The sequence below is a fragment of the Mycobacterium adipatum genome (genome assembly GCF_001644575.1).
GTDB lineage: Bacteria > Actinomycetota > Actinomycetes > Mycobacteriales > Mycobacteriaceae > Mycobacterium > Mycobacterium adipatum.
Window position 1 is genome coordinate 2342777 of sequence record NZ_CP015596.1, and the last position, 18686, is coordinate 2361462.

Annotated in this window: 18 protein-coding genes; 11 read left to right on the forward strand and 7 right to left on the reverse strand. The window is 66.6% G+C overall.

All coding sequences use genetic code 11. The features are described from left to right. Positions 1–5 precede the first annotated feature (5 nt). The 11 genes from A7U43_RS11140 to A7U43_RS11190 all read left to right on the forward strand — a co-directional run bounded on the left by A7U43_RS11140 (position 6) and on the right by A7U43_RS11190 (position 11753). Complete coding sequence (locus tag A7U43_RS11140) at positions 6–992, forward strand: cyclase family protein (RefSeq protein WP_068002448.1); 987 nt, start codon at positions 6–8, stop codon at positions 990–992. After that, complete coding sequence (locus tag A7U43_RS11145; protein WP_067994778.1) at positions 989–1813, forward strand: alpha/beta fold hydrolase; 825 nt, start codon at positions 989–991, stop codon at positions 1811–1813. Before A7U43_RS11140 ends, A7U43_RS11145 begins: the two co-directional genes overlap by 4 nt. Then, entirely contained in the window at positions 1810–2613 is an 804-nt protein-coding gene (locus A7U43_RS11150) for an SDR family NAD(P)-dependent oxidoreductase (RefSeq protein ID WP_067994781.1), read from the forward strand. Before A7U43_RS11145 ends, A7U43_RS11150 begins: the two co-directional genes overlap by 4 nt. Positions 2614–2706: 93 nt before the next feature. Beyond that, positions 2707–3363 carry a TetR/AcrR family transcriptional regulator gene (locus A7U43_RS11155; RefSeq protein ID WP_067994784.1) on the forward strand — a complete coding sequence of 219 codons (657 nt, stop codon included), beginning with the start codon at positions 2707–2709 and terminating at the stop codon, positions 3361–3363. Continuing rightward, positions 3360–3554 carry a ferredoxin gene (locus tag A7U43_RS11160; RefSeq protein ID WP_067994787.1) on the forward strand — a complete coding sequence of 65 codons (195 nt, stop codon included), beginning with the start codon at positions 3360–3362 and terminating at the stop codon, positions 3552–3554. The genes A7U43_RS11155 and A7U43_RS11160 overlap by 4 nt, the downstream gene beginning before the upstream one ends. A 6-nt stretch (positions 3555–3560) precedes the next feature. Beyond that, positions 3561–4778: a cytochrome P450 gene (locus A7U43_RS11165; RefSeq protein ID WP_067994791.1), complete on the forward strand. Its 1218-nt coding sequence runs from the start codon at positions 3561–3563 to the stop codon at positions 4776–4778. A 50-nt stretch (positions 4779–4828) separates the two neighbouring features. Beyond that, positions 4829–6001, forward strand: coding sequence for an amidohydrolase family protein (locus A7U43_RS11170; RefSeq protein ID WP_067994794.1), 1173 nt, complete (start codon positions 4829–4831; stop codon positions 5999–6001). After that, positions 5998–7266 (forward strand): M24 family metallopeptidase, encoded by a 1269-nt coding sequence (locus A7U43_RS11175; RefSeq protein ID WP_067994797.1) that lies wholly within the window; start codon positions 5998–6000, stop codon positions 7264–7266. Before A7U43_RS11170 ends, A7U43_RS11175 begins: the two co-directional genes overlap by 4 nt. After that, positions 7256–8377: a M24 family metallopeptidase gene (locus A7U43_RS11180; protein ID WP_067994800.1), complete on the forward strand. Its 1122-nt coding sequence runs from the start codon at positions 7256–7258 to the stop codon at positions 8375–8377. The genes A7U43_RS11175 and A7U43_RS11180 overlap by 11 nt, the downstream gene beginning before the upstream one ends. Beyond that, positions 8377–9336, forward strand: a complete 960-nt coding sequence (locus A7U43_RS11185) for an enoyl-CoA hydratase/isomerase family protein (protein ID WP_068002450.1) — start codon at positions 8377–8379, stop codon at positions 9334–9336. Before A7U43_RS11180 ends, A7U43_RS11185 begins: the two co-directional genes overlap by 1 nt. Positions 9337–9338: 2 nt before the next feature. Next, a complete protein-coding gene (locus A7U43_RS11190; protein ID WP_067994804.1) occupies positions 9339–11753 on the forward strand; it encodes a CaiB/BaiF CoA transferase family protein in 2415 nt (804 codons plus the stop codon). A 48-nt stretch (positions 11754–11801) separates the two neighbouring features. Here the strand turns inward: A7U43_RS11190 and A7U43_RS11195 are convergent, their stop codons facing one another. The 7 genes from A7U43_RS11195 to A7U43_RS11225 form a co-directional block, all read right to left on the reverse strand. Further along, on the reverse strand, positions 11802–13118 hold the full coding sequence (locus A7U43_RS11195; RefSeq protein ID WP_067994807.1) for an HNH endonuclease signature motif containing protein: 1317 nt from the start codon (positions 13116–13118) through the stop codon (positions 11802–11804). A gap of 266 nt (positions 13119–13384) precedes the next feature. Then, positions 13385–13750 carry a hypothetical protein gene (locus A7U43_RS11200; RefSeq protein WP_067994810.1) on the reverse strand — a complete coding sequence of 122 codons (366 nt, stop codon included), beginning with the start codon at positions 13748–13750 and terminating at the stop codon, positions 13385–13387. Next, positions 13747–14724 (reverse strand): NAD-dependent epimerase/dehydratase family protein, encoded by a 978-nt coding sequence (locus A7U43_RS11205; RefSeq protein ID WP_067994813.1) that lies wholly within the window; start codon positions 14722–14724, stop codon positions 13747–13749. The genes A7U43_RS11200 and A7U43_RS11205 overlap by 4 nt, the downstream gene beginning before the upstream one ends. Continuing rightward, positions 14721–15791 carry an NAD-dependent epimerase/dehydratase family protein gene (locus tag A7U43_RS11210; RefSeq protein WP_067994816.1) on the reverse strand — a complete coding sequence of 357 codons (1071 nt, stop codon included), beginning with the start codon at positions 15789–15791 and terminating at the stop codon, positions 14721–14723. The genes A7U43_RS11205 and A7U43_RS11210 overlap by 4 nt, the downstream gene beginning before the upstream one ends. A gap of 3 nt (positions 15792–15794) precedes the next feature. Then, entirely contained in the window at positions 15795–16640 is an 846-nt protein-coding gene (locus tag A7U43_RS11215; protein WP_067994819.1) for a mycofactocin-coupled SDR family oxidoreductase, read from the reverse strand. 321 nt (positions 16641–16961) lie between these two features. After that, the gene (locus tag A7U43_RS11220) at positions 16962–17681 is read right to left on the reverse strand and encodes a TetR/AcrR family transcriptional regulator (RefSeq protein ID WP_082902096.1); all 720 of its coding nucleotides are present in this window, start codon (positions 17679–17681) and stop codon (positions 16962–16964) included. Positions 17682–17882: 201 nt separating this feature from the next. Beyond that, the gene (locus A7U43_RS11225; RefSeq protein ID WP_068002452.1) at positions 17883–18683 is read right to left on the reverse strand and encodes an acyl-CoA dehydrogenase family protein; all 801 of its coding nucleotides are present in this window, start codon (positions 18681–18683) and stop codon (positions 17883–17885) included. Positions 18684–18686: the final 3 nt, after the last annotated feature.

The following is an 18686-nucleotide window of genomic DNA, read 5'->3' on the forward strand; positions in this document are numbered from 1 at the left end:
CCACCATGAAGGATTTTCGGCGGGTCGCCGACGACGTGCGCAACTGGGGCCGCTGGGGCGACGACGACGAACTCGGCACCCTCAATCTGATCACCGACGACAAGGTTGCGGAGGCCGCGTCGTTGGTCAAGCGCGGCAGGGTTATCTCGTTGGGCGGCGACTTCGGGTCCAACGGGCCGCAGGGGGCCTTCAAATTCCGCATCAACCCCATCCACGTCATGACGGTCGACGGTGGCGACGCCGAGACCCTGGTCAAGTATGCGCCGGAATGGGCGCGCAAATCCGTTGCTCAGGAGCTCAGTTCGTTCTTTGTCGACAACCCGTTCCGGTTCAACGACGACATGATCACCATGTCACTGCAGGCGGCAACGCAGTGGGATGCACTGTCGCATGTGTACTACGAGGACAAGCTCTACAACGGCTTCCCAGCCGATTCGGTCACCAGCTTCGGCGCCTACCGCTGCGGCATCGAGAAGGTGGACGGTAAGGGCATCGTGTCTCGCGGCGTGTTGCTCGACGTCGTGGCCCACCGCGGGGAGGAGGTCTTCTGCGAGCCCGGGCGGCCGATCACACCTGCCGAGCTCGACGACATCGCCGCGAAGCAGGGTGTTCGGATCGGGCGCGGCGACATCGTCGTCGTGCACACCGGGTGGTGGACGCGTTTCCTGTCCACCGGCGACGGGCACGAGGCCGGCTCCGGTTTGCACTGGACCTGCGCATCGTGGCTGCATGACCACGAGGTGGCTGCCGTTGCCTCTGACAATCTGATGGTGGAGGATCCCGACCCGGCGAACGGCGTGGAGGGGACCTTCCTGCCGATGCACATGATCTGTCTGCGCGACATGGGGCTGATGTTGGGCGAATACTGGGATTTGACCGGCCTGGCCGCGGACTGCGCCGCCGATGGTGTCTACGAGTTTCAACTCATCGCGCCACCGCTGAAGGTTGTCGGCGCGGTCGGTGCCCCGGTCAGTCCGATCGCGATCAAATGAGCTTCGAGCGCAGGACCATCCACGTCGACGGGCTGACAACCAGCTACCTGGAAGCCGGCACCGGCGAGCCGGTGGTGCTGCTGCACGGCGGTGAGTTCGGCGGTGGCGCCGAGATCGCCTGGGAGAACACCATCGGCTCGCTCGCCGAGCACTACCGGGTGCTCGCGCCGGACATGCTGGGATTCGGCGAGTCCGCGAAGGTCGTCGACTTCACCGACGGGCGCGGTATGCGGATCCGGCACATCGCCCGGTTCTGTGAGGTGCTGGGTGTGAGTTCGGCCCACTTCGTCGGCAACTCGATGGGGGCGATCAACCTGCTGGTGGATACCACCTCCGAACATCCGATGCTGCCGGTGCGGTCACTGGTGGCCATCTGTGGCGGCGGGGACATCCAGCGCAACGAGCACGTCGCCGCGCTGTACGACTACGACGCCACCTTCGACGCCATGCGTGCCATCGTGGCCGCCCTGTTCGCCGGCCCGGGCTACCCGGCCGACGATGCCTACGTGCAACGACGATACGAGTTCAGCATCGCGCCCGGGGCGTGGGAGTCGTTGGCGGCGGCGCGGTTCCGCCGGCCCGGCCTGGAGGCCCCGCCGACCCCATCCAGTGCGCGGGCCTACGACAGGATTTCGGTGCCGGTCTTGATCATCGAGGGCGCCGCCGACAAGCTACTGCCCCTGGGGTGGTCCGCCGACATCGCCGGCCGGATCCGGGGCGCGCGCTCGGCGGTGGTCGCGGACGCCGGCCACTGCCCGCACATCGAGTCGCCGGACGCCGTCAACGAACTGCTGTTGGACTTCCTGAAAGGTGTTTCATGAGCGACGAATTGGCCGGCAAGGTCGCCGTCATCACCGGAGGGGCATCCGGGCTCGGTGAAGGTCTGGTGCGGCGGTTCGCTGCCGAGGGGGCACAGGTCGTCTTCGGTGACGTGGACGCCGAACGCGGCAAGGCGGTGGCCGAAGAACTGGGCTCCGCGGCACGGTTTCTCCCCTGCGATGTGACCGATCTGAGCCAGATCACCGCGCTGGTGGGCACCGCGGTCGGCGAGTTCGGCGGTCTGCACGCGATGGTGAACAATGCGGGCATCTCGGGCACCATGCACCGACGCTTCCTCGACGATGACCTGGCCGACTTCGACGCGGTGCTGCGGATCAACCTGCGCGCGGTGATGGCAGGAACCCGAGATGCCGGCCGCCACATGGCCGAGAACGGCGGCGGATCGATCCTCAACCTCACCTCGATCGGCGGTATCCAGGCCGGTGCGGGAGTGCAGACCTATCGTGCGTCCAAGGCGGCCGTCATCCAGTTCACCAAGTCCGTCGCGATCGAGTTGGCTCACCACGAGATCCGGGTGAACGCGATCGCGCCGGGCAACATCCGCACGTCGATCGTGCGCAAGAGTGCGGCCGGTGAGGATCGCGAACGGCTCGAGGCGTTCGAGGCCAAGATCCGCACGCAGATGCGTGATGACCGGCCACTCAAACGCGAGGGCACGGTCGATGACGTCGCCGAGGCGGCACTGTACTTCGCTACCGACAGGTCACGTTATGTCACCGGAACCGTGCTTCCGGTCGACGGCGGCACGGTGGCCGGGAAGGTCATCGTCCGCAGGTCGTGACGGCGCCGGCGAGCGTCGCGTCCCGAGGCGTACGCGCAGAATGAAGTAAATCAACCGCTTGACTTAATTACAGAAGGGGCGTTGACTGTAACGATGACGGCTGCCAGACCCCTGCGGACCGACCGGGCGAGCACGACTCGCGAGGCAATCTTGACCGCGGCCGAACGGCTCTACGCCGAACATGGCGTCTTCGCGGTATCGAACCGTCAGGTCAGTGAGGCTGCCGGACAGGGGAACAACGCCGCCGTGGGTTATCACTTCGGCACCAAGACCGACCTGGTGCGTGCCATCGAGCAACGGCACCGGGAGCCGATCGAGGAATTGCGACAGCGACTCGTCGCCGATACCGACGAGCACACCGACTTGCGGGGGTGGGTGACGTGTCTGGTGCGCCCGCTGACCGACCACCTCGACGCGCTGGGCAACCCCACCTGGTACGCGCGATTCGCCGCGCAGGCGATGGCCGATCCCGCCTACCACGGGATCGTGGTCAAGGACGCGTTGAGCTCGGCCTCGCTGGTGCAGGTCATCGACGGTATCAACCGGTGCCTGCCCGAGCTGCCCGTCATCGTGCGCTACGAACGAAACATCATGGCCCGCAACCTCTTGATGCACAGCTGCGCCGACCGTGAACGTGCGCTGACCGCGGGTGGCACCGCTGTGGGACGGTCCTGGCGTGCGGCCGGAGCCGGGCTGATCGACGCGATCGTCGGACTCTGGTTGGCACCGGTGACGGGGGACGCCGCGTGAAAGTAACGGTGGATCAAGACAAGTGCGTGTCGTCAGGTCAATGCGTGCTGAACGCCATGGACCTGTTCGACCAGCGCGACGAGGACGGAGTCGTCGAACTGCTCGACGCGGAGCCCGGCCCGGACCAGTACGACAATGCCCGCGCCGCCGCCGCGGCCTGCCCAGCCCTAGCCATCGACATCCAAGACTGAGGACCCATGTCTGACACGCTGACCGAAACCGACACCCCGGAATATCCCATGGAGCGGGAGGCCTCTTGCCCGTTTTCGCCGCCGCGGCAGATGCTGGGCAACCCCAAAGGGCTTTCCCGGGTGCGTATCTGGAACGGCGACACACCGTGGTTGATCACCGGTCACGAAGAGGCCAAGGCGTTGTTCGCCGACGCGCGGATCAGCGTCGATGACCGACGCGTCGGGTTTCCGCACTGGAACGAGCATATGGCGGCCACCGTGGACAAACGCCCACGTTCGGTGTTCACCGCCGACGCCGAGGAACACACCCGGTTTCGTCGGATGCTGTCCAAGCCGTTCACCTTCCGCCGCGTCGAGGGCCTCCGGCCGGTGATCCAGAAGATCACCGACCAATGCATCGACGAGATCCTGGAAGGGCCGCAGCCCGCCGATATCGTCGACAAGCTCGCGCTCCCGGTGCCGACGGTCGTGATCAGCGAAATGCTCGGTGTCCCTTACGAAGACCACGAGTTCTTCCAGGAGCACGCCAACGCCGGGCTGGCCCGTTACGCCGCGGCGGACGCGATGCAGAAGGGTGCGATGAGCCTGCACCAGTATCTGATCAACCTGATCGAGAAGAAACAGGCCGAACCGGCCGAGGATGCGGTGTCCGACCTGGCCGAGCGGGTGACCGCCGGCGAGATCAGCGTCAAGGAGGCCGCGCAGCTGGGGACCGGTCTGCTCATCGCCGGGCACGAGACCACGGCCAACGTGATCGGCATCGGTGTGCTGGCGCTGCTGGAGAATCCCGAGCAGGCCGATTTCCTGCGTAATGCCGACGATCCCAAGGTGATCGCCAACGCCGTCGAGGAATTGATGCGCTACCTGTCGATCATCCAGAACGGACAGCGCCGCGTCGCCATCGAGGACATCGACATCAGCGGTGAGACCATTCGGGCCGGTGAGGGTGTGATCATCGACTTGGCTCCGGCCAACTGGGACCCGAAGGCCTACCCCGAGCCCGACAAGCTCGACCTCACCCGCAACGCAAGCCAGCAACTCGGCTTCGGTTACGGCCGGCACCAATGCGTCGGACAGCAGCTCGCGCGCGCCGAACTGCAGATCGTGTTCCACACGCTGCTGCGCCGCATTCCGACCATGCGCCTGGCGATTCCATTTGCTTCGGTGCCGTTCAAGCACGACCGTCTCGCCTATGGCGTCTACGAGCTTCCGGTGACCTGGTAGGTCGCTCGAACCACCCCTCAGTCCACCGCCCACCCGATCGGAGACATGAAATGTCCAGCGCCACTGCCCTCTACCCGCCGGAAGGATTCGGCGCTCCCAAAGACCGACGCGGCCACGCGTCGCCGGACGGACTGGCCGGATTGCCCCAGGGCACCGAGATCTTCTCGGCCGACAACCACATCTCCGTCGCCGATGACATCTTCTATGAACGTTTCCCCGACGAGTTGAAGGGCGCTGCGCCGCGCATCTGGTACGAGGACGGCGCCTATATGGTCGGGATGAAGGGCAAGGCCTGGACCGGTGGTGACTTCGGCCGGGTCCTCATGCAGTACGACGACCTCGCCGGCGCCGCGTCGAACAATATCGAGGCCCGTATCCGTGAGCTCAAGGAAGACGGTATCGACAAGGAACTGGCATTCCCCAACGCCGTGCTCGCGCTCTTCCACTACCCGGATAAATCGCTGCGCGAGCGGGTATTCCGGATCTACAACGAGCACATCGCCGATCTGCAGGAGCGCTCCAACGGACACTTCTACGGTGTCGGGCTGATCAACTGGTGGGACCCCAAGGGCACGAGAAGCACACTGGCCGAGTTGAAGGCTCTCGGACTCAAGACGTTTCTGCTGCCGCTGAATCCCGGCAAGGACGACGACGGCAATATCTACGATTACGGCGGCGCGACACTGGACGCGGTGTGGGACGAGATCGAGGACGCCGGCCTGCCGGTCAGCCACCACATCGGCGAGACCCCGCCCAAAACCCCGTGTGAGAACAACAGTGTCGTCGTGGGCATGATGGTCAACGTCGACTCGTTCCGGGAACAGTTCGCCAAGTACCTGTTCTCCGGCATCCTCGACCGCCACCCGAGGCTCAAGATCGGATGGTTCGAAGGTGGAATCGCTTGGGTGCCGACGGCGCTGCAGGACGGCGAGCACATGCTCGCTTCCTACCGTCACATGTTCAACCACGAACTGCAGCATGATATCCGGCACTACTGGGACAACCACATGAGCGCATCATTCATGGTGGATCCGCTGGGCCTGCGGCTGATCGACGATATCGGCGTGGACAACGTGATGTGGTCCAGCGACTACCCGCACAACGAGTCCACGTTCGGGTATTCCGAGAAGTCGCTGGCGACCGTCGTGGATGCGGTCGGCCCGGAGAACGCCGCCAAGATCGTGTCGACGAACATCCAGAAGTTCCTCGGTCTGCAGTCATGACGGCGGCGACAGTGTCCGGGGTCACTCAGATCGCCCGCACCGGGTACAGCCGGCTGGACATCCCGGACGAACCCGACCTGGACCGGATGCGCCGTGAGGTCTCGGCGCGCTTGCAGGCGGCGATGGCCGATCACGGCGTCGATGTCCTGGTGCTGTTGGGCAACAGCAACGTCATTTACGCGACGGGGATCAGCTGGCCGCTGGCCGACGCCGGGTTGTCGCATATCGAGCGGCCGGTCGCGGTCGTGGTGGCCGGCGACGAGCATCCGCATCTGTTCCTCCCGTTCCGCGAGGGGTCTGCCAGTGAGTCCGGCCTGCCCGCCGATCACCTCAACGGGCCGGTGTATCTCGAGTTCGAGGAGGGCGTCGGGGATTTCGCCCGGATTCTCGGCCGGTTGCTCCCGGCCGGTGCCACCATCGCGGTCGACGAGCTGACCGGCGCGATGCGCCGGGCCGGCAGCGCACTGTTCCCCACCGAGCCGGTGGATGCCGCGCCGGTGATCGGCGCGGCCAAACTGGTCAAGACCATTGACCAGATCTCCTGTATCCGCCGGGCCTGCCAGATCACCGAGCAGGCTGTCGCCGAGATCCAGAAATCACTGGTGCCGGGCGTGCGCCAGATCGACCTGTCCGCCGAATTCGTGCGTCGCACCTTCGAACTCGGCGCGACGACGAACATGTTCGATTCCATCTGGCAGGTCATGCCGACCTCCAAGGCGGCCGGCACCTGGACCACCACCGGCGATCTCGCCCTGCCACTGCTGACCACCGAGCGTGAAGTCGCCGAGGGTGACGTGTTGTGGACCGACGTCTCCATCGCCTACCGCGGATACTGCTCCGACCACGGTCGCACCTGGATCGTCGGTCAGGATCCGACCCCGGCGCAGCAGGCGCAGTTCGACAAGTGGCGCACGATCGTCGACGCCGTCCTGTCGGTGACCAAGGCCGGTGCCAGCTGCGGTGACCTCGGACGCGCCGCCACCGCGGCCGCCGGCGGGCAGAAGCCCTGGCTGCCGCACTTCTATCTGGGTCACGGGATCGGGACCAGCGCCGCCGAGATGCCGATGATCGGCACCGATCTCGGCCAGGAGTGGGATGACAATTTCGTCTTCCCCGCCGGGATGCTGCTGGTGTTCGAGCCGGTGGTCTGGGAGGACGGCACCGGCGGCTACCGCGGTGAGGAAATCGTGGTGGTCACCGACGACGGCTGGATGCCGCTGACCGCGTATCCGTACGACCCCTACGAGGTGTCCAATGGGAACTGAGATCGAGGCCGACGGCCGGGCGCTGCGACTCAGCCGCCGTGCGCGCGCCATCGCGCAGATGGAGGCGCACGACCTGGACATCCTGGTGCTGGGGCGGCAGGCCAATGTGCGCTACATCTCCGGTGCGCCACAGCTCTGGGTGGTGGGAACCCGGCCGTTCGGGCCCATCTGCTCGTATGTGCGGGCCACCGGGGAGATCCACCTGAACAGCACCTGGGATGAGGGCATCCCCGAGGAGATCCCGCACGAGAACCTCTACGGGTTCGCCTGGAACCCGATGACCCTGGTCGGCATCATGGCGAAGATGAAGGGTGCCGACACCGCGCGACGGGTCGGAACCGATGCGCTGACACCCATGTTCGCCAAACTGCTGCCGATGGTGTTCCCTCAAGCCGAACTCGTCGATGCCGAGCCCGCCATGCGGGCCGCCCGGCGGGTCAAGACCTCCGAGGAGATCGCCGCGCTGCGGCGGGCACTGACCGTCGCCGAGGAGGCCCTGGCCAAGGGGGCCGCCGAGCTGACGCCCGGCACGACCGAACAGCACCTTGCCGGGGTGATCCTGGAGGCCGAGGCGGCCGGCGGGGTCAGTACCCCCGCCACCCAGGACGCCGCGTGGGTGACCTCCAAGGATCACCCGTGGCGGCGCGAGCGCGGCGACGGCACCGTTCGCGCGGGCGATCTGGTGGCGCTGTCGGCCGGGGTGCTCGCCGACGGGTATGTCGCGGAGGTGGCGCGCACGTTCTACATCGGCGAACCGACCGATGCGGTCCGGTCGTTGTACCGACGCCGAGACCACCTGTGGGACAGGTTGATCGACGCCTGCCGGCCCGGAAACCCGGCCAGCGCCCTGCTCGATGCCTACGCACAGGCGGGTGAGCCGCTGCCGGCGATGCCGGTGGCGCACGGCCTCGGCCTCGGATTCGACCCGCCGGTGGTGTCACCGGCGCTGCGTGCCACGGCCGAACGCGACGTGCTGGCCGACGGCAACGTGCTGGCGGTGACCGGCTATGTCTGGGAACCCGGCGTCGGCGCGGTGTTCACCCGCGACGCCGTGGTGATCGGCGCGGACGGACCCACGGTGCTGACCCAGACGAGCAAAGGAGCGTGGTGATGGCCGATCGGCCCACCCCGGAGGAGATCATCCGCTACGAGAAGGACCGCAGCACCAAGATCGCGACCATCACGTTCGACCGGCCTGAGTTCCTCAATGCTCCGACGTCGATGGCCCGGCTGCGCTACGCCGACGTCCTGCGCGCCGCCAACGCCGACAACGACGTCAAGGTGGTGATCATCCGCGGTGTCGGGGACAACCTGGGAAGCGGTGCGGATCTGCCGGAGTTCATGGAAGGTAACGACAATCCGGCCGCCCGGTTGGCCGAATTGCGGCTGGAGGATGACGGAGTCGGTGAGGTCAGCTATCCGCCGAAGGGCACCTTCCGCAACGGGGCCACCATCAGTTCGTGGTACGCGAACTCGCAGGCGGGCAACCGTGCGCTGCAGGATTTCAAGAAGATCAGCATCGTCGAGGCCAAGGGCTACTGCTACGGCTGGCACTTCTATCAATGCGCCGACGCCGATCTGGTGATCTCCAGCGATGACGCGCTGTTCGGTCATCCGTCCTTCCGCTATCACGGTTGGGGTCCGCGGATGTGGACCTGGGTGCAGATGATGGGTCTGCGCAAGTTCCAGGAGATGGTGTTCACCGGGCGTCCGTTCACCGCCGCCGAGATGTATGACTGCAACTTTCTGAACAAGGTGGTGGCCCGCGATCGGCTGGAGGCCGAGACGCAGAAGTACGCACAGGCGTGCGCCCGGAACCGGCCGGTGGACACCGTGTTTCAGCAGAAGATGTTCTTCGAGATCTTCAAACAGCACCAGGGCGAGTACATGGGCAGCCTGCTGAGCGCCTTTTTCGAGTCGATGGGCAACGGCGTGGCCAACGACAGCGAGGACGACCTCGACATGTTCGATTCCATCGACTCCGGACTGTCGGCGGCGGTCAACGACAACGACAGCAAGTTCCCGCCCGACTTCCGGCTGTCGAAGAAGAACCGGAACAAGCCCGAGTAGACATGAGCGCACCGCTTTCCGGCTACACCGTCGTCGACCTGTCCACCGGCATTGCCGGTGCCTACTGCACCAGGATCCTGGCCGACGGGGGTGCCGACGTCATCAAGGTGGAATCACCCGGCGGAGACCCGCTACGGCAGTGGTCGGCCTCCGCAGCACCCATCGCGCCCGGCGACAGCGGTGCGTTGTTCACGTTCCTCGGCGGTGGTAAACGCAGCGTGGTGATCGATCCGGACAGCGGAACCGCCCTGCTCGACCGGCTGGTGGCTGCCGCAGATGCCGTGGTGTGGTCAGCGGGGTCTGCTGTCGCCGAGATGATCTCGCCAGAGGAGCTGCACCGCCGCCACCCCCATCTGATCGTCACCGCGATCAGCCCGTTCGGGTTGGACGGCCCCTGGCATGACCGGGCGGCCACCGAATTCACCCTGCAGGCCTGGTCCGGTGGCGCGATCGGGATCGGTCGCGGATCCCAGGACCGGGCGCCGGCCCACGTCGGCGGTCAGGTGGGGGAGTGGGTGACCGGCGCTTACGCCGCGGCCATGACGCAGGCGTTCCGGGTTCGTGCGCTGCGGGACGGGTACGGCGAGCTGATCGACCTGTCGGCGTTGGAGACGCAGATCCTGTGCCTGACCTACTATCCGGTCACCTACTTTCAGATGCTCGGCCGCCCGTGGCGCACCGAGCGGCGGCCCACTGTGCCAGGTGTCGCTGAGGCCGCCGACGGTCTGGTGGCGCTGGGGTGTGGCACGGCCCAGCAGTGGCATGATCTGTGCGTCATGTCAGGTCACAGCGAGTGGATCGACGAGGACACCAGCCTGACCATCACCGAGCAGGCCAACCTGCACGCCGAAGAGCTCTATACCTGGCTCCGCGACCAGAACGTCGACGATATCCGCGACCTGGCCTCGGCCTTCCGCATCCCGAACGCCCCGGTCGGCAACGGTGAGAATGTCACCGCGATGGATCATTTCGTCGAGCGGGCAGCGTTCGTCGACAACCCGCACGGCGGGTTCACTCAGCCCGCGCATCCCTACCGCATCGGTGGCGTATCACTGCGCCCGCCCAGCCCCGCCCCGGCTCTCGGCGAGCACACCGCAGAGGTGACCGCGCAGACTCCGACCGCACGCCCGGAACCGCAGCAACCGTGTGACCGGGACCGCCTGCCGTTCAGTGGCATGCGTGTCCTGGACATGACCACCTTCTGGGCCGGCCCGTCGTGCACCCACATCCTGGGCATGCTGGGCGCCGAGGTGATCCATCTCGAGTCGACCGCGCGCCCCGATGGCACCCGGCTGATCGCGGGCATTCCGGCCAGTGAGGAATTGTGGTGGGAGCGCTCGCCGATCTTCTCGGCCCTCAACACAAACAAGAAGGGGTTGACACTCGACTTCCAAACCGAGCAGGGCCGCGATCTGCTTCGCCGCCTGATCGGTACCTGCGATGTGGTGGTGGAGAACTTCACTCCTCGGGTCATCGACCAGATCGGTTTGGACTTCGAGGCCGTGCGCACCATGCGCGACGGCATCATCATGCTGCGGATGCCCGGTTTCGGCCTGGATGGTCCGTGGCGGGACAACCCGGCCTTCGCCTACATCATCGAGGACGCCACCGGTCTGAGTTGGCTGACCGGCTTCCCGGATCGCACCCCGTTCGAGCCGTATGCGGTGGGCGACCCGAACGCCGGGGTGCACGCCTTGAACGCGCTGCTGCTGGCACTCGAGCACCACCGCCGCACCGGCGAGGCGGTCCTGGTCGAGGCGGCGATGGCCGATGCCGCCCTCAACATCGCGGCCGAACAGGTGATCGAGTTCTCCGCGTACGGGGCTCTGTTGCAGCGCGACGGTAACCGTGGACCGGCCGCCGCGCCGCAGAACATCTACCGCTGCGCCGATATCGACGAGTTCGGCCGCGCCGACAGTTGGGTGGCGATCGCGGTGGCCACCGACGCGCAGTGGATCGCCCTGCGGGACGCATTGGGCGCACCCGACTGGGCCGCGGCCGGGGCGTTGACCACCCGCGCCGGCCGAGTGGCGCAGCACGACCTGATCGACGGACACCTCGCCGCGTGGTGTGCGACCCGCGCCGGCGACGAGATCGTCGAATCACTCTGGCCGGCGGGGGTTCCCGTGGCGAAGGTGATGCAGCCACACCGGCAGACCGAGCTGCCGCAGCTACGGCACCGCCGGTTCTTCGAGTTCGTCGGCCACCCGGTGAACCCAGCCGCGCCACACAGCACGTTGCCGATCGCGCTGTCACGAGGACCCGCGGAACTTCACCGCACGGCGGCACCGTTGCTCGGCGAGCACAATGACGAACTGCTCACCCAGCTGGGCCTGTCGCCCGAAGAGATCCGGGCACTGCGGGAGGACGGCGTGATCGGCTCCGAGCCCGGTGCCCGCCGGACGGCGGCACGCTAGCCGGACCGGCTCTCACTGTTCAGTTTTCAAGGGGCGTCGAGGCTCTGGTTATGCGGCGGCCGATAGGTCGGTCATGGTGCGCCGGGCGTGTGAGCGCAGATGCTCCGGTTCGGGCTCACCCGGCTTGTGCGGTGGGATGAACCAGGGGTGGCGGTCGCGGCCGAGGTAGACCTGCCAGCCACCGTGGTGGATCAGGCTGTGGTGCAGCCGGCACAGCAGCACCCCGTTGTCCAAACTCGTTGACCCACCGTCGCTCCAGGGTTGGATGTGGTGGGCGTCGCACCAGGACACCGGACGACCGCACCCCGGATGCGCGCAGCCCCCGTCGCGCACCCCGAGCGCTTTGCGGATCGCCAGGGTGAACAGCCGCTCCGCGCGGCCGACATCAAGCGGCACCCCGGAGAAGTCGACGATCACATTGGTCAACGTCGAATCGCATGCGATCAGATCCGCGGTCGCGGCGCTGACCGGTCCACCGAACCCGAGGGAATCCACCGCCTCCTCACCGCGCTGCCCCGGGCGAATGAGCGTGACGTGCGGTAGCACCCCACCGGACATCGGTCGCGTCGACTGCGACAGATAGGTGCGCAGGATCTGCCCGACCGCATCGCCACGGCGTTTGTCGATGGAGCGGGGGTCCGGCGACCCGTCGGGCAGTGGGACAGGCCGGCATAGCGGATCCAGCGCCGCACACAGCCCTTCCCCGGTTCCGACGTCGAGGTTGAGGGTGGCCTCGTATCGGCCTTCCTCGTCCAGGACGAGGGTCATCGTGTTGAGGTCGGCGTCCTCGGCTACCGGTACCGCACGCTCCTGCGGCGGTAGATCTGCGGTGCGGTCGATGGCGATCGCCCGCGCCTTCTTCCCCACCTCGGCCGGGGTCGTCTGGGTCATCAGCTTGGTCACCACACTCGCCCGATCATCCTCGGACAGCTCGGTTCTGGCATTGATATGCGTAACGCCTTTGCCGACGGCGTCGGCGAACTCGATCCCGATCCCACCCAACCGTTGCGCGGTGGTCATCGCCGGCAACAGGTGCGCCGCGCGGCCCACCCGCACCGCCCGCACCGCCGCCCCAGGCGCCATCCCCAGCAGACTGAGCAGATCGGTGCCCGTCTTCAGGTGCCGCCGGGCCGGGATCCCGGCCCGCTCCGCAGCGGCCACCGCCGAGGCGATGACATGGTCGGCCAGGTTGCGTACCGTCACCGCCCCGGCCAACACCGCCAACAGCGCGTCGTCATCGATCATTGGCCGCGGACACTCCAACAGATGAAACAACGTCCGCTGCGCATCGTCGGCCGGCATCTCAGCCGGAGCCAGATCATCGATCAACGCATCAACAAAACAATTCACATCGGTGGCGTCCATAAGGGACCCAACCTTTCGGACAAGGCCAACACACACGCTCCACAGGGGCACTATGGCTCGATCACACCCTCGTCAGGGTCGGTCGAACCTTCTCGACGGCGTGGTGCCGCCGACACGGGCTCACCTGGAGAGTGGGAGCCACTTCGCTTCGAACTTGTGTTCGAGTCTACGCTGGAAATGCAAGCCGTGCAAGTACTTTCTTGAAGACCTCGGTGACCGGCCCGAGTCAAGACTGCGAAGCGCTTTCTGCGCAGATTCCGGTGTGCCTATTGCTGAGTCCACTGTGTGCGCGTTGTCCGGGCGGCCGCGACGCGACTCGGTATGCGCCGGGCGAACCCGTCGACCCCGGCGTCGGCCACAGAGTCGCGGCGCGGATCGTCGAAGTCGCGGGAGAACTTGACGAACAGCTCGGTCGGCGGTTCGGGTTGCAGATACTCGACGTCCAGCTGCGCGTTGCGCCCGGTGCTGCTGCCGCCGCATTCGGAGAACCGGGTCACTGTCGTGATCCGGTTGTCGGAGGGCAGCGCCCCGAGCCGATGCATCGCGGTGGTCAGAAAGTCGGCGCCACCGACCCGTAGCGCATCCGGTTCGGCAGGGAAGAGCAGGCCGTCGGCGGAAGCCCAGCGTGTCATCGGCCTCGGTCGGCGAAGAAGCGGACGGCCCGCTGGATGGAGTCGCGGACAGGTTCGGGCTGCCAACCCAGCTCGCGCACCGCCTTGGAATGGTCCAGCCTGCCCATGTTCTCGACGATGCGCAGGCCGGCGGTGGCGAACGGCAGGTCACGGTTCACCACCCGGGCGGCGAGATCATTGATCCGGGCACCGGCGTAGAGCACCGGAAGCGGGATACCGATGCGGGGAGCTCGCACACCGCCGGCCTCGGCCGCCACGGCATGCAGTTCCTGCGAACTCATGAAGCGATCAGAAATGATGTAACGCTCGCCGATTCGGCCTTTCTTGGCGGCCAACAGCATGGCGCGGGCGGCGTCCTCGATGCCCACCACCTCGAGGGAATAGCCGAAGTAGAACGGAAATCGGCCGGCGGCCACCATGGCCAGTGCTCCGCCGTGTGGCGTCGGCTGCCAATCACCGGGACCGTAGGTGGTCGAGACGCACATCGCCACGGCGGGCAATCCGCGGGTGCGGGCGTACTCCAGTACCAAAGCCTCGGCAGCCCGGCGGGATTCGATATAGGGCCCGCCGCCGGTCCAGTCGGCTTCGTCCTCTTCGGTGACCGGTCGGTCGGTTCCGGCGGCCAAGGTGCCGACGGTACTGGTGAAGACGAACTTCTCGATACCGGTCGCCAGGGCCATGTCGAGGACCCGGCGCAACCCTTCGACGTTGGTGCTGAACAGCGTGCCGGGATCGCGTAGCCACGCCCGGGCATCGACCACGCAGTAATAGAGGACGTCGACGTCCGTCATCGCGGCACGCAACCCGTCATCGTCGAAAAGGTCGCCATAGCAACGCTCTACGTCCAGGCCGTCGATGCCGCGGGTGTCGCTGGTGCGGCGCAGCAACACCCGGACACCGTCACCGCGCCGGGCCAGTTGACGGGTGACGTGGGATCCGAGGAACCCGCTGGCGCCCATCACCAGGGCGGTCATACCGGCGCGGAGTCGATGCTGGTGTCCCCGAGCCGGGCGCTCAGCGCCCCCCACGGATCGGCATACCGACCGGGTGCACCACGGTAGGCGCCCTGCCGTTTCACGAACGCCCGCGCGAGCGGGGCGATCAGCCGGGAGGGGTACCGCTTCCAACCGGTCTGTACCCGGATCTCGTCGAGCATCTCGGGCCAGGAATGGTGTTGGAACTTCAGCAGTTCCTGCGCCCTGGTGGTGTCCATCCAGTCGGTGATGAACCAGTCGTCATCACTGTCCGGATCACCCGGGCGGCCCGCAGGCAGCACCCCGGGCATCCCGCGCGCCGCCGCCAACGCCGCGCCGACATCCCCTTGGCGCATACGGTGGGTTTCGTCACCGGCGATCAGCAGTATCTCGCCGACCGCATCGGCGACCGTGGCCGCGGCGAACGCACTCGCCACATCCCGGACGTCGACCATGTGGATGCGATTGTCGGTCGGCAGCGCACTCTCGAAGTACAGCGCGTCCATGGTGAACGGAAGCGCGGACAGATCGGTGCTCATCACCCCGCCGAGCCGCAGCACGATCCACGGCAACGACGAGGCCCGCACGTACGCTTCGGATTCCAACTTGTGCTGCCCGTACAGTTCGGTCGGCCGCGGGGGAGTGTCCGCGCGCACCGGGTCCGGATTGCGGTGGGGATTGCGGGATCCGTACACGGCGTTGCTGGACGCCTGCACGAACCGTGGAGGTTCGGCGGCGGCCGAGGCGATGTCGACCAGGGTTCTGGTGGCATCGACGTTGACCCGACGGGCCAGTGCCCGGTTGCGGTAGATCGGCGGCGGGATCACCGCGGCCAGATGGACGATCGCCTCCGGAGCGATCTCGTCGATGAGCCGCTGCACCTCGCCAGGTGCGGTCAAGTCGGCCCACTGCGCGCGGGCGCCGCTCGGAAGGTCTTGCGCCTTGGCCCGATTGGCCTCGGTGCCGAGGTCGGTGGCGACCACGGAGCGGCCCTCGGCTGCCAATGCCCTGACAGTCGCCGACCCGACCAGTCCGAACGCCCCGGTGACCAGGACGGTGTCGGACATCGGCTACTTCAGGCAGCTACCGGCGTCGACCGGCAGCGTGACGCCGGTGACATACCGTGCCTCGTCGGACGCCAGGAACAGCACCGCGTTGCTGATGTCCACGGCGTCCACCCAGGGGATGGGCAGGGTGTGGAACAGCTGGCAGATGGGTGCCATATCGTCGGGGCCCGGGTTCTCCAGGTCGGGCCGGAACATCTTGAACGTGCCCTCGTTGTGCAGCATCTGGGTGCTGACGTGGGTGGGGTGCACCGAATTGGCTCGGATGTTGTGCTGGCCCAACTCGACGGCGAAACCGCGCATCAGACCGACGACGCCGTGCTTCGCGGCGACGTAGTTGCCGCAGTGCGGGTAGGCCTTGAGGCCGCCGACCGAACTGGTGAGAATGATGGAGCCGCCCCGCCCGCCGGCGATCATATGCGGCACAGCGGCTTTCACTGACTTCCAGACGCCCGAGAGGTTGATGTCGATCATCTCGTCCCAGTCCAATTCGCTGGTCTCGTGCAGCACGTCACCACCGTTGCCGATGCCGGCGTTGGCCACCACGATGTCGAGGCGGCCGAGTTGTTCGACGCCGCTGTCGACGGCTGCCTTCACCGCGGCGGCGTCGCGGACGTCGACCTCGGCGGTGACGATGCGTCGGTTGAGACCCTTCACCAGGTTCGCGGTTTCGGCGAGATCATCCGGTGTGGCTGCGGGGATTGCGGTCTCCACGCCCGGACGCCAAGGCCCGGCGATGTCGATCGCGATGATGTCGGCACCCTCTTCGGCCAGCCGCACGGCGTGGCTGCGGCCCTGCCCCCGCGCCGCACCGGTGACGAATGCAACTTTGCCTTCTACCCGCCCTGCCATCTGGTCCTCAATTCTCCGACGGTTCCTGCGAAACAGTTCTTGTGCACTTGCTCAGCACTCTGTCATCGGCGCCGAGCTCTGTCAATGAAAGACTCAAATCCGAATATTTCTACTCTTCGCCTAGGAGAATCCGATTCTCGCGTGGACGCGCCGGTGGGGGTTTCCGCCCGCTGGGCGCCCGGCTGCGAGTCGTCGCTACGCGCGCGCTGCCGGTGGCATGCACCGGCGCGGCATCGAAGGTGGTCGGAATCGTCGGGGGTCTACGGCGTCTGCGCCCAGACCGCCCATGATGGTGGATCTACACGGTCGAGAACCAAGTTCTCAATCTGCGGTGGCGAACCCGTGCGCCACGAAATCCCACACTTCCTCGGCACTGATCGGTTTGTTGGCGATGTCCTCGCTACCGCTGGATTGTGCGACGAACATCACGGTCTGCATCGTCATGGCGGCCATTCGGCGCGGGCTCACCGTCGGCCGCAACTTGCCGGCGGCGGCCGCTTCCTCCATCAGCTCTGTGAGCAGCACCAACAGTGGTGCATGCGCCACCTTGACCTCGGAGGGATGCGACACCAGCAGCCGCGGGGCGAAGTCGGTGAACAGCGGCCGCTTTGCGGTCGGGTCCGGTCGTGACGATTCGAAGAGCAACTCGATGGCGACCTTGAGCCGCTCGATGGGATCGGTCTGGCCGGCGGTGGCCGCACGGATCTGGTCCGCCGAACGGCTCAGGGCGTCCTCGAAGAGGGCGAGCAGCAGCTCGTGTTTACCGTCGAACTGCAGGTAGAAGCTGCGCAGCGACTGGCGGGAGCGGTCGACGACCTCTTGCACGGTGAAGTCTGTGCTGCCCTTCTCGATGATGATCGACTGGGCGGCATCCAAGAATCGCTGGACGCGCTGAGCGGCGCGCAGTTTCGCCGTCTTGATCGATCGTTCGACCGCGCGCTGCTTCCAGGCGGGTTCTTCGCTGGCGCTGGTCACCGGCGCCTCAGACGCGTGCCGAGTGGGAAGGACATGAATGGACTGTACCGGAGAATGCCTGGGCATCGCCGTCCTCCACCCCCTCGCGACCTACGTGTCGGAGACTCTAGCTTCCTCATGACGAGAATACTATTCTCATTTTCGCATTTTCATAAGGTCTACCGGAAAACGACCTTTCCCGCGCACGAAGGTGTGCCCGGCCTGCGGCTATTGCCGCAAAGATGTGCTCTGAACAGGAAGAACCGCATTCACGGCCGAGTCATGGGGTCAGAGCTGGGCCAGTCGGGGCGCCGATCCGCGGGCACGTAGGCCCGCGCCGGCCTTGCGGGTCAGCTCGCGCGAACTGCCCAGCAGTCCGTCCAGGACGAGGACCCGCTTCACATGGTGGTGCAGGTCGTGCTCCTCGGTGAAGCCGATACCGCCGAGCACCTGCTGGCAGTGCTTCGCCGCGGTCAGCGCGGCCTTGCCCGCCGCGGCCTTGGCCAGCAACGAGGTCAGGTCGGGGCTGTCGGAGTCGGGGAGGTTCAGTGTCGCCTCGGCACCCTCGATCGCGACCAGTGTCTCGGCCAACCGGTGGCGCACAGCCTGGAATCCTGCGATCGGCTTACCGAACTGGATACGGTCCAGCGCGTGCCGGCGCGCCAGGGTCAGCATCGCCCTGGCCGAGCCGATCAGCCACCAGCTCACCGCGACGCGGGCCTCGGCAACCCGGATCGGATAGCCTTCCTCCTCGCGGCGCAGCGGCAGGCCGCCCAGCGTGGGATCGACGGTGTCGGCGGAGATGCGGTCCCAGATCACCCAGGAATTGCCGGTGTACGGCAGCGGCAGTTCGACGGAGTCACCGATGGTGTTGCCGGTGGCATGTAGCACCACGTCGACGAGAACAGATGCGTGCGAACCGGTTTCGCCGAGCAGGCGAAACACCATCGGCACGGCGATATCGGGCATGTCGGTGAGCATGTCGGCCCAGCCGAGCTCGGTCAGTGCGGCATCCAGCGCCGGACCGGAAGAGGTCAGCATGGTCTTGCGCAGGCCATCCTCCAGTAGCTCGAGGGAATCGCGATCCATCGT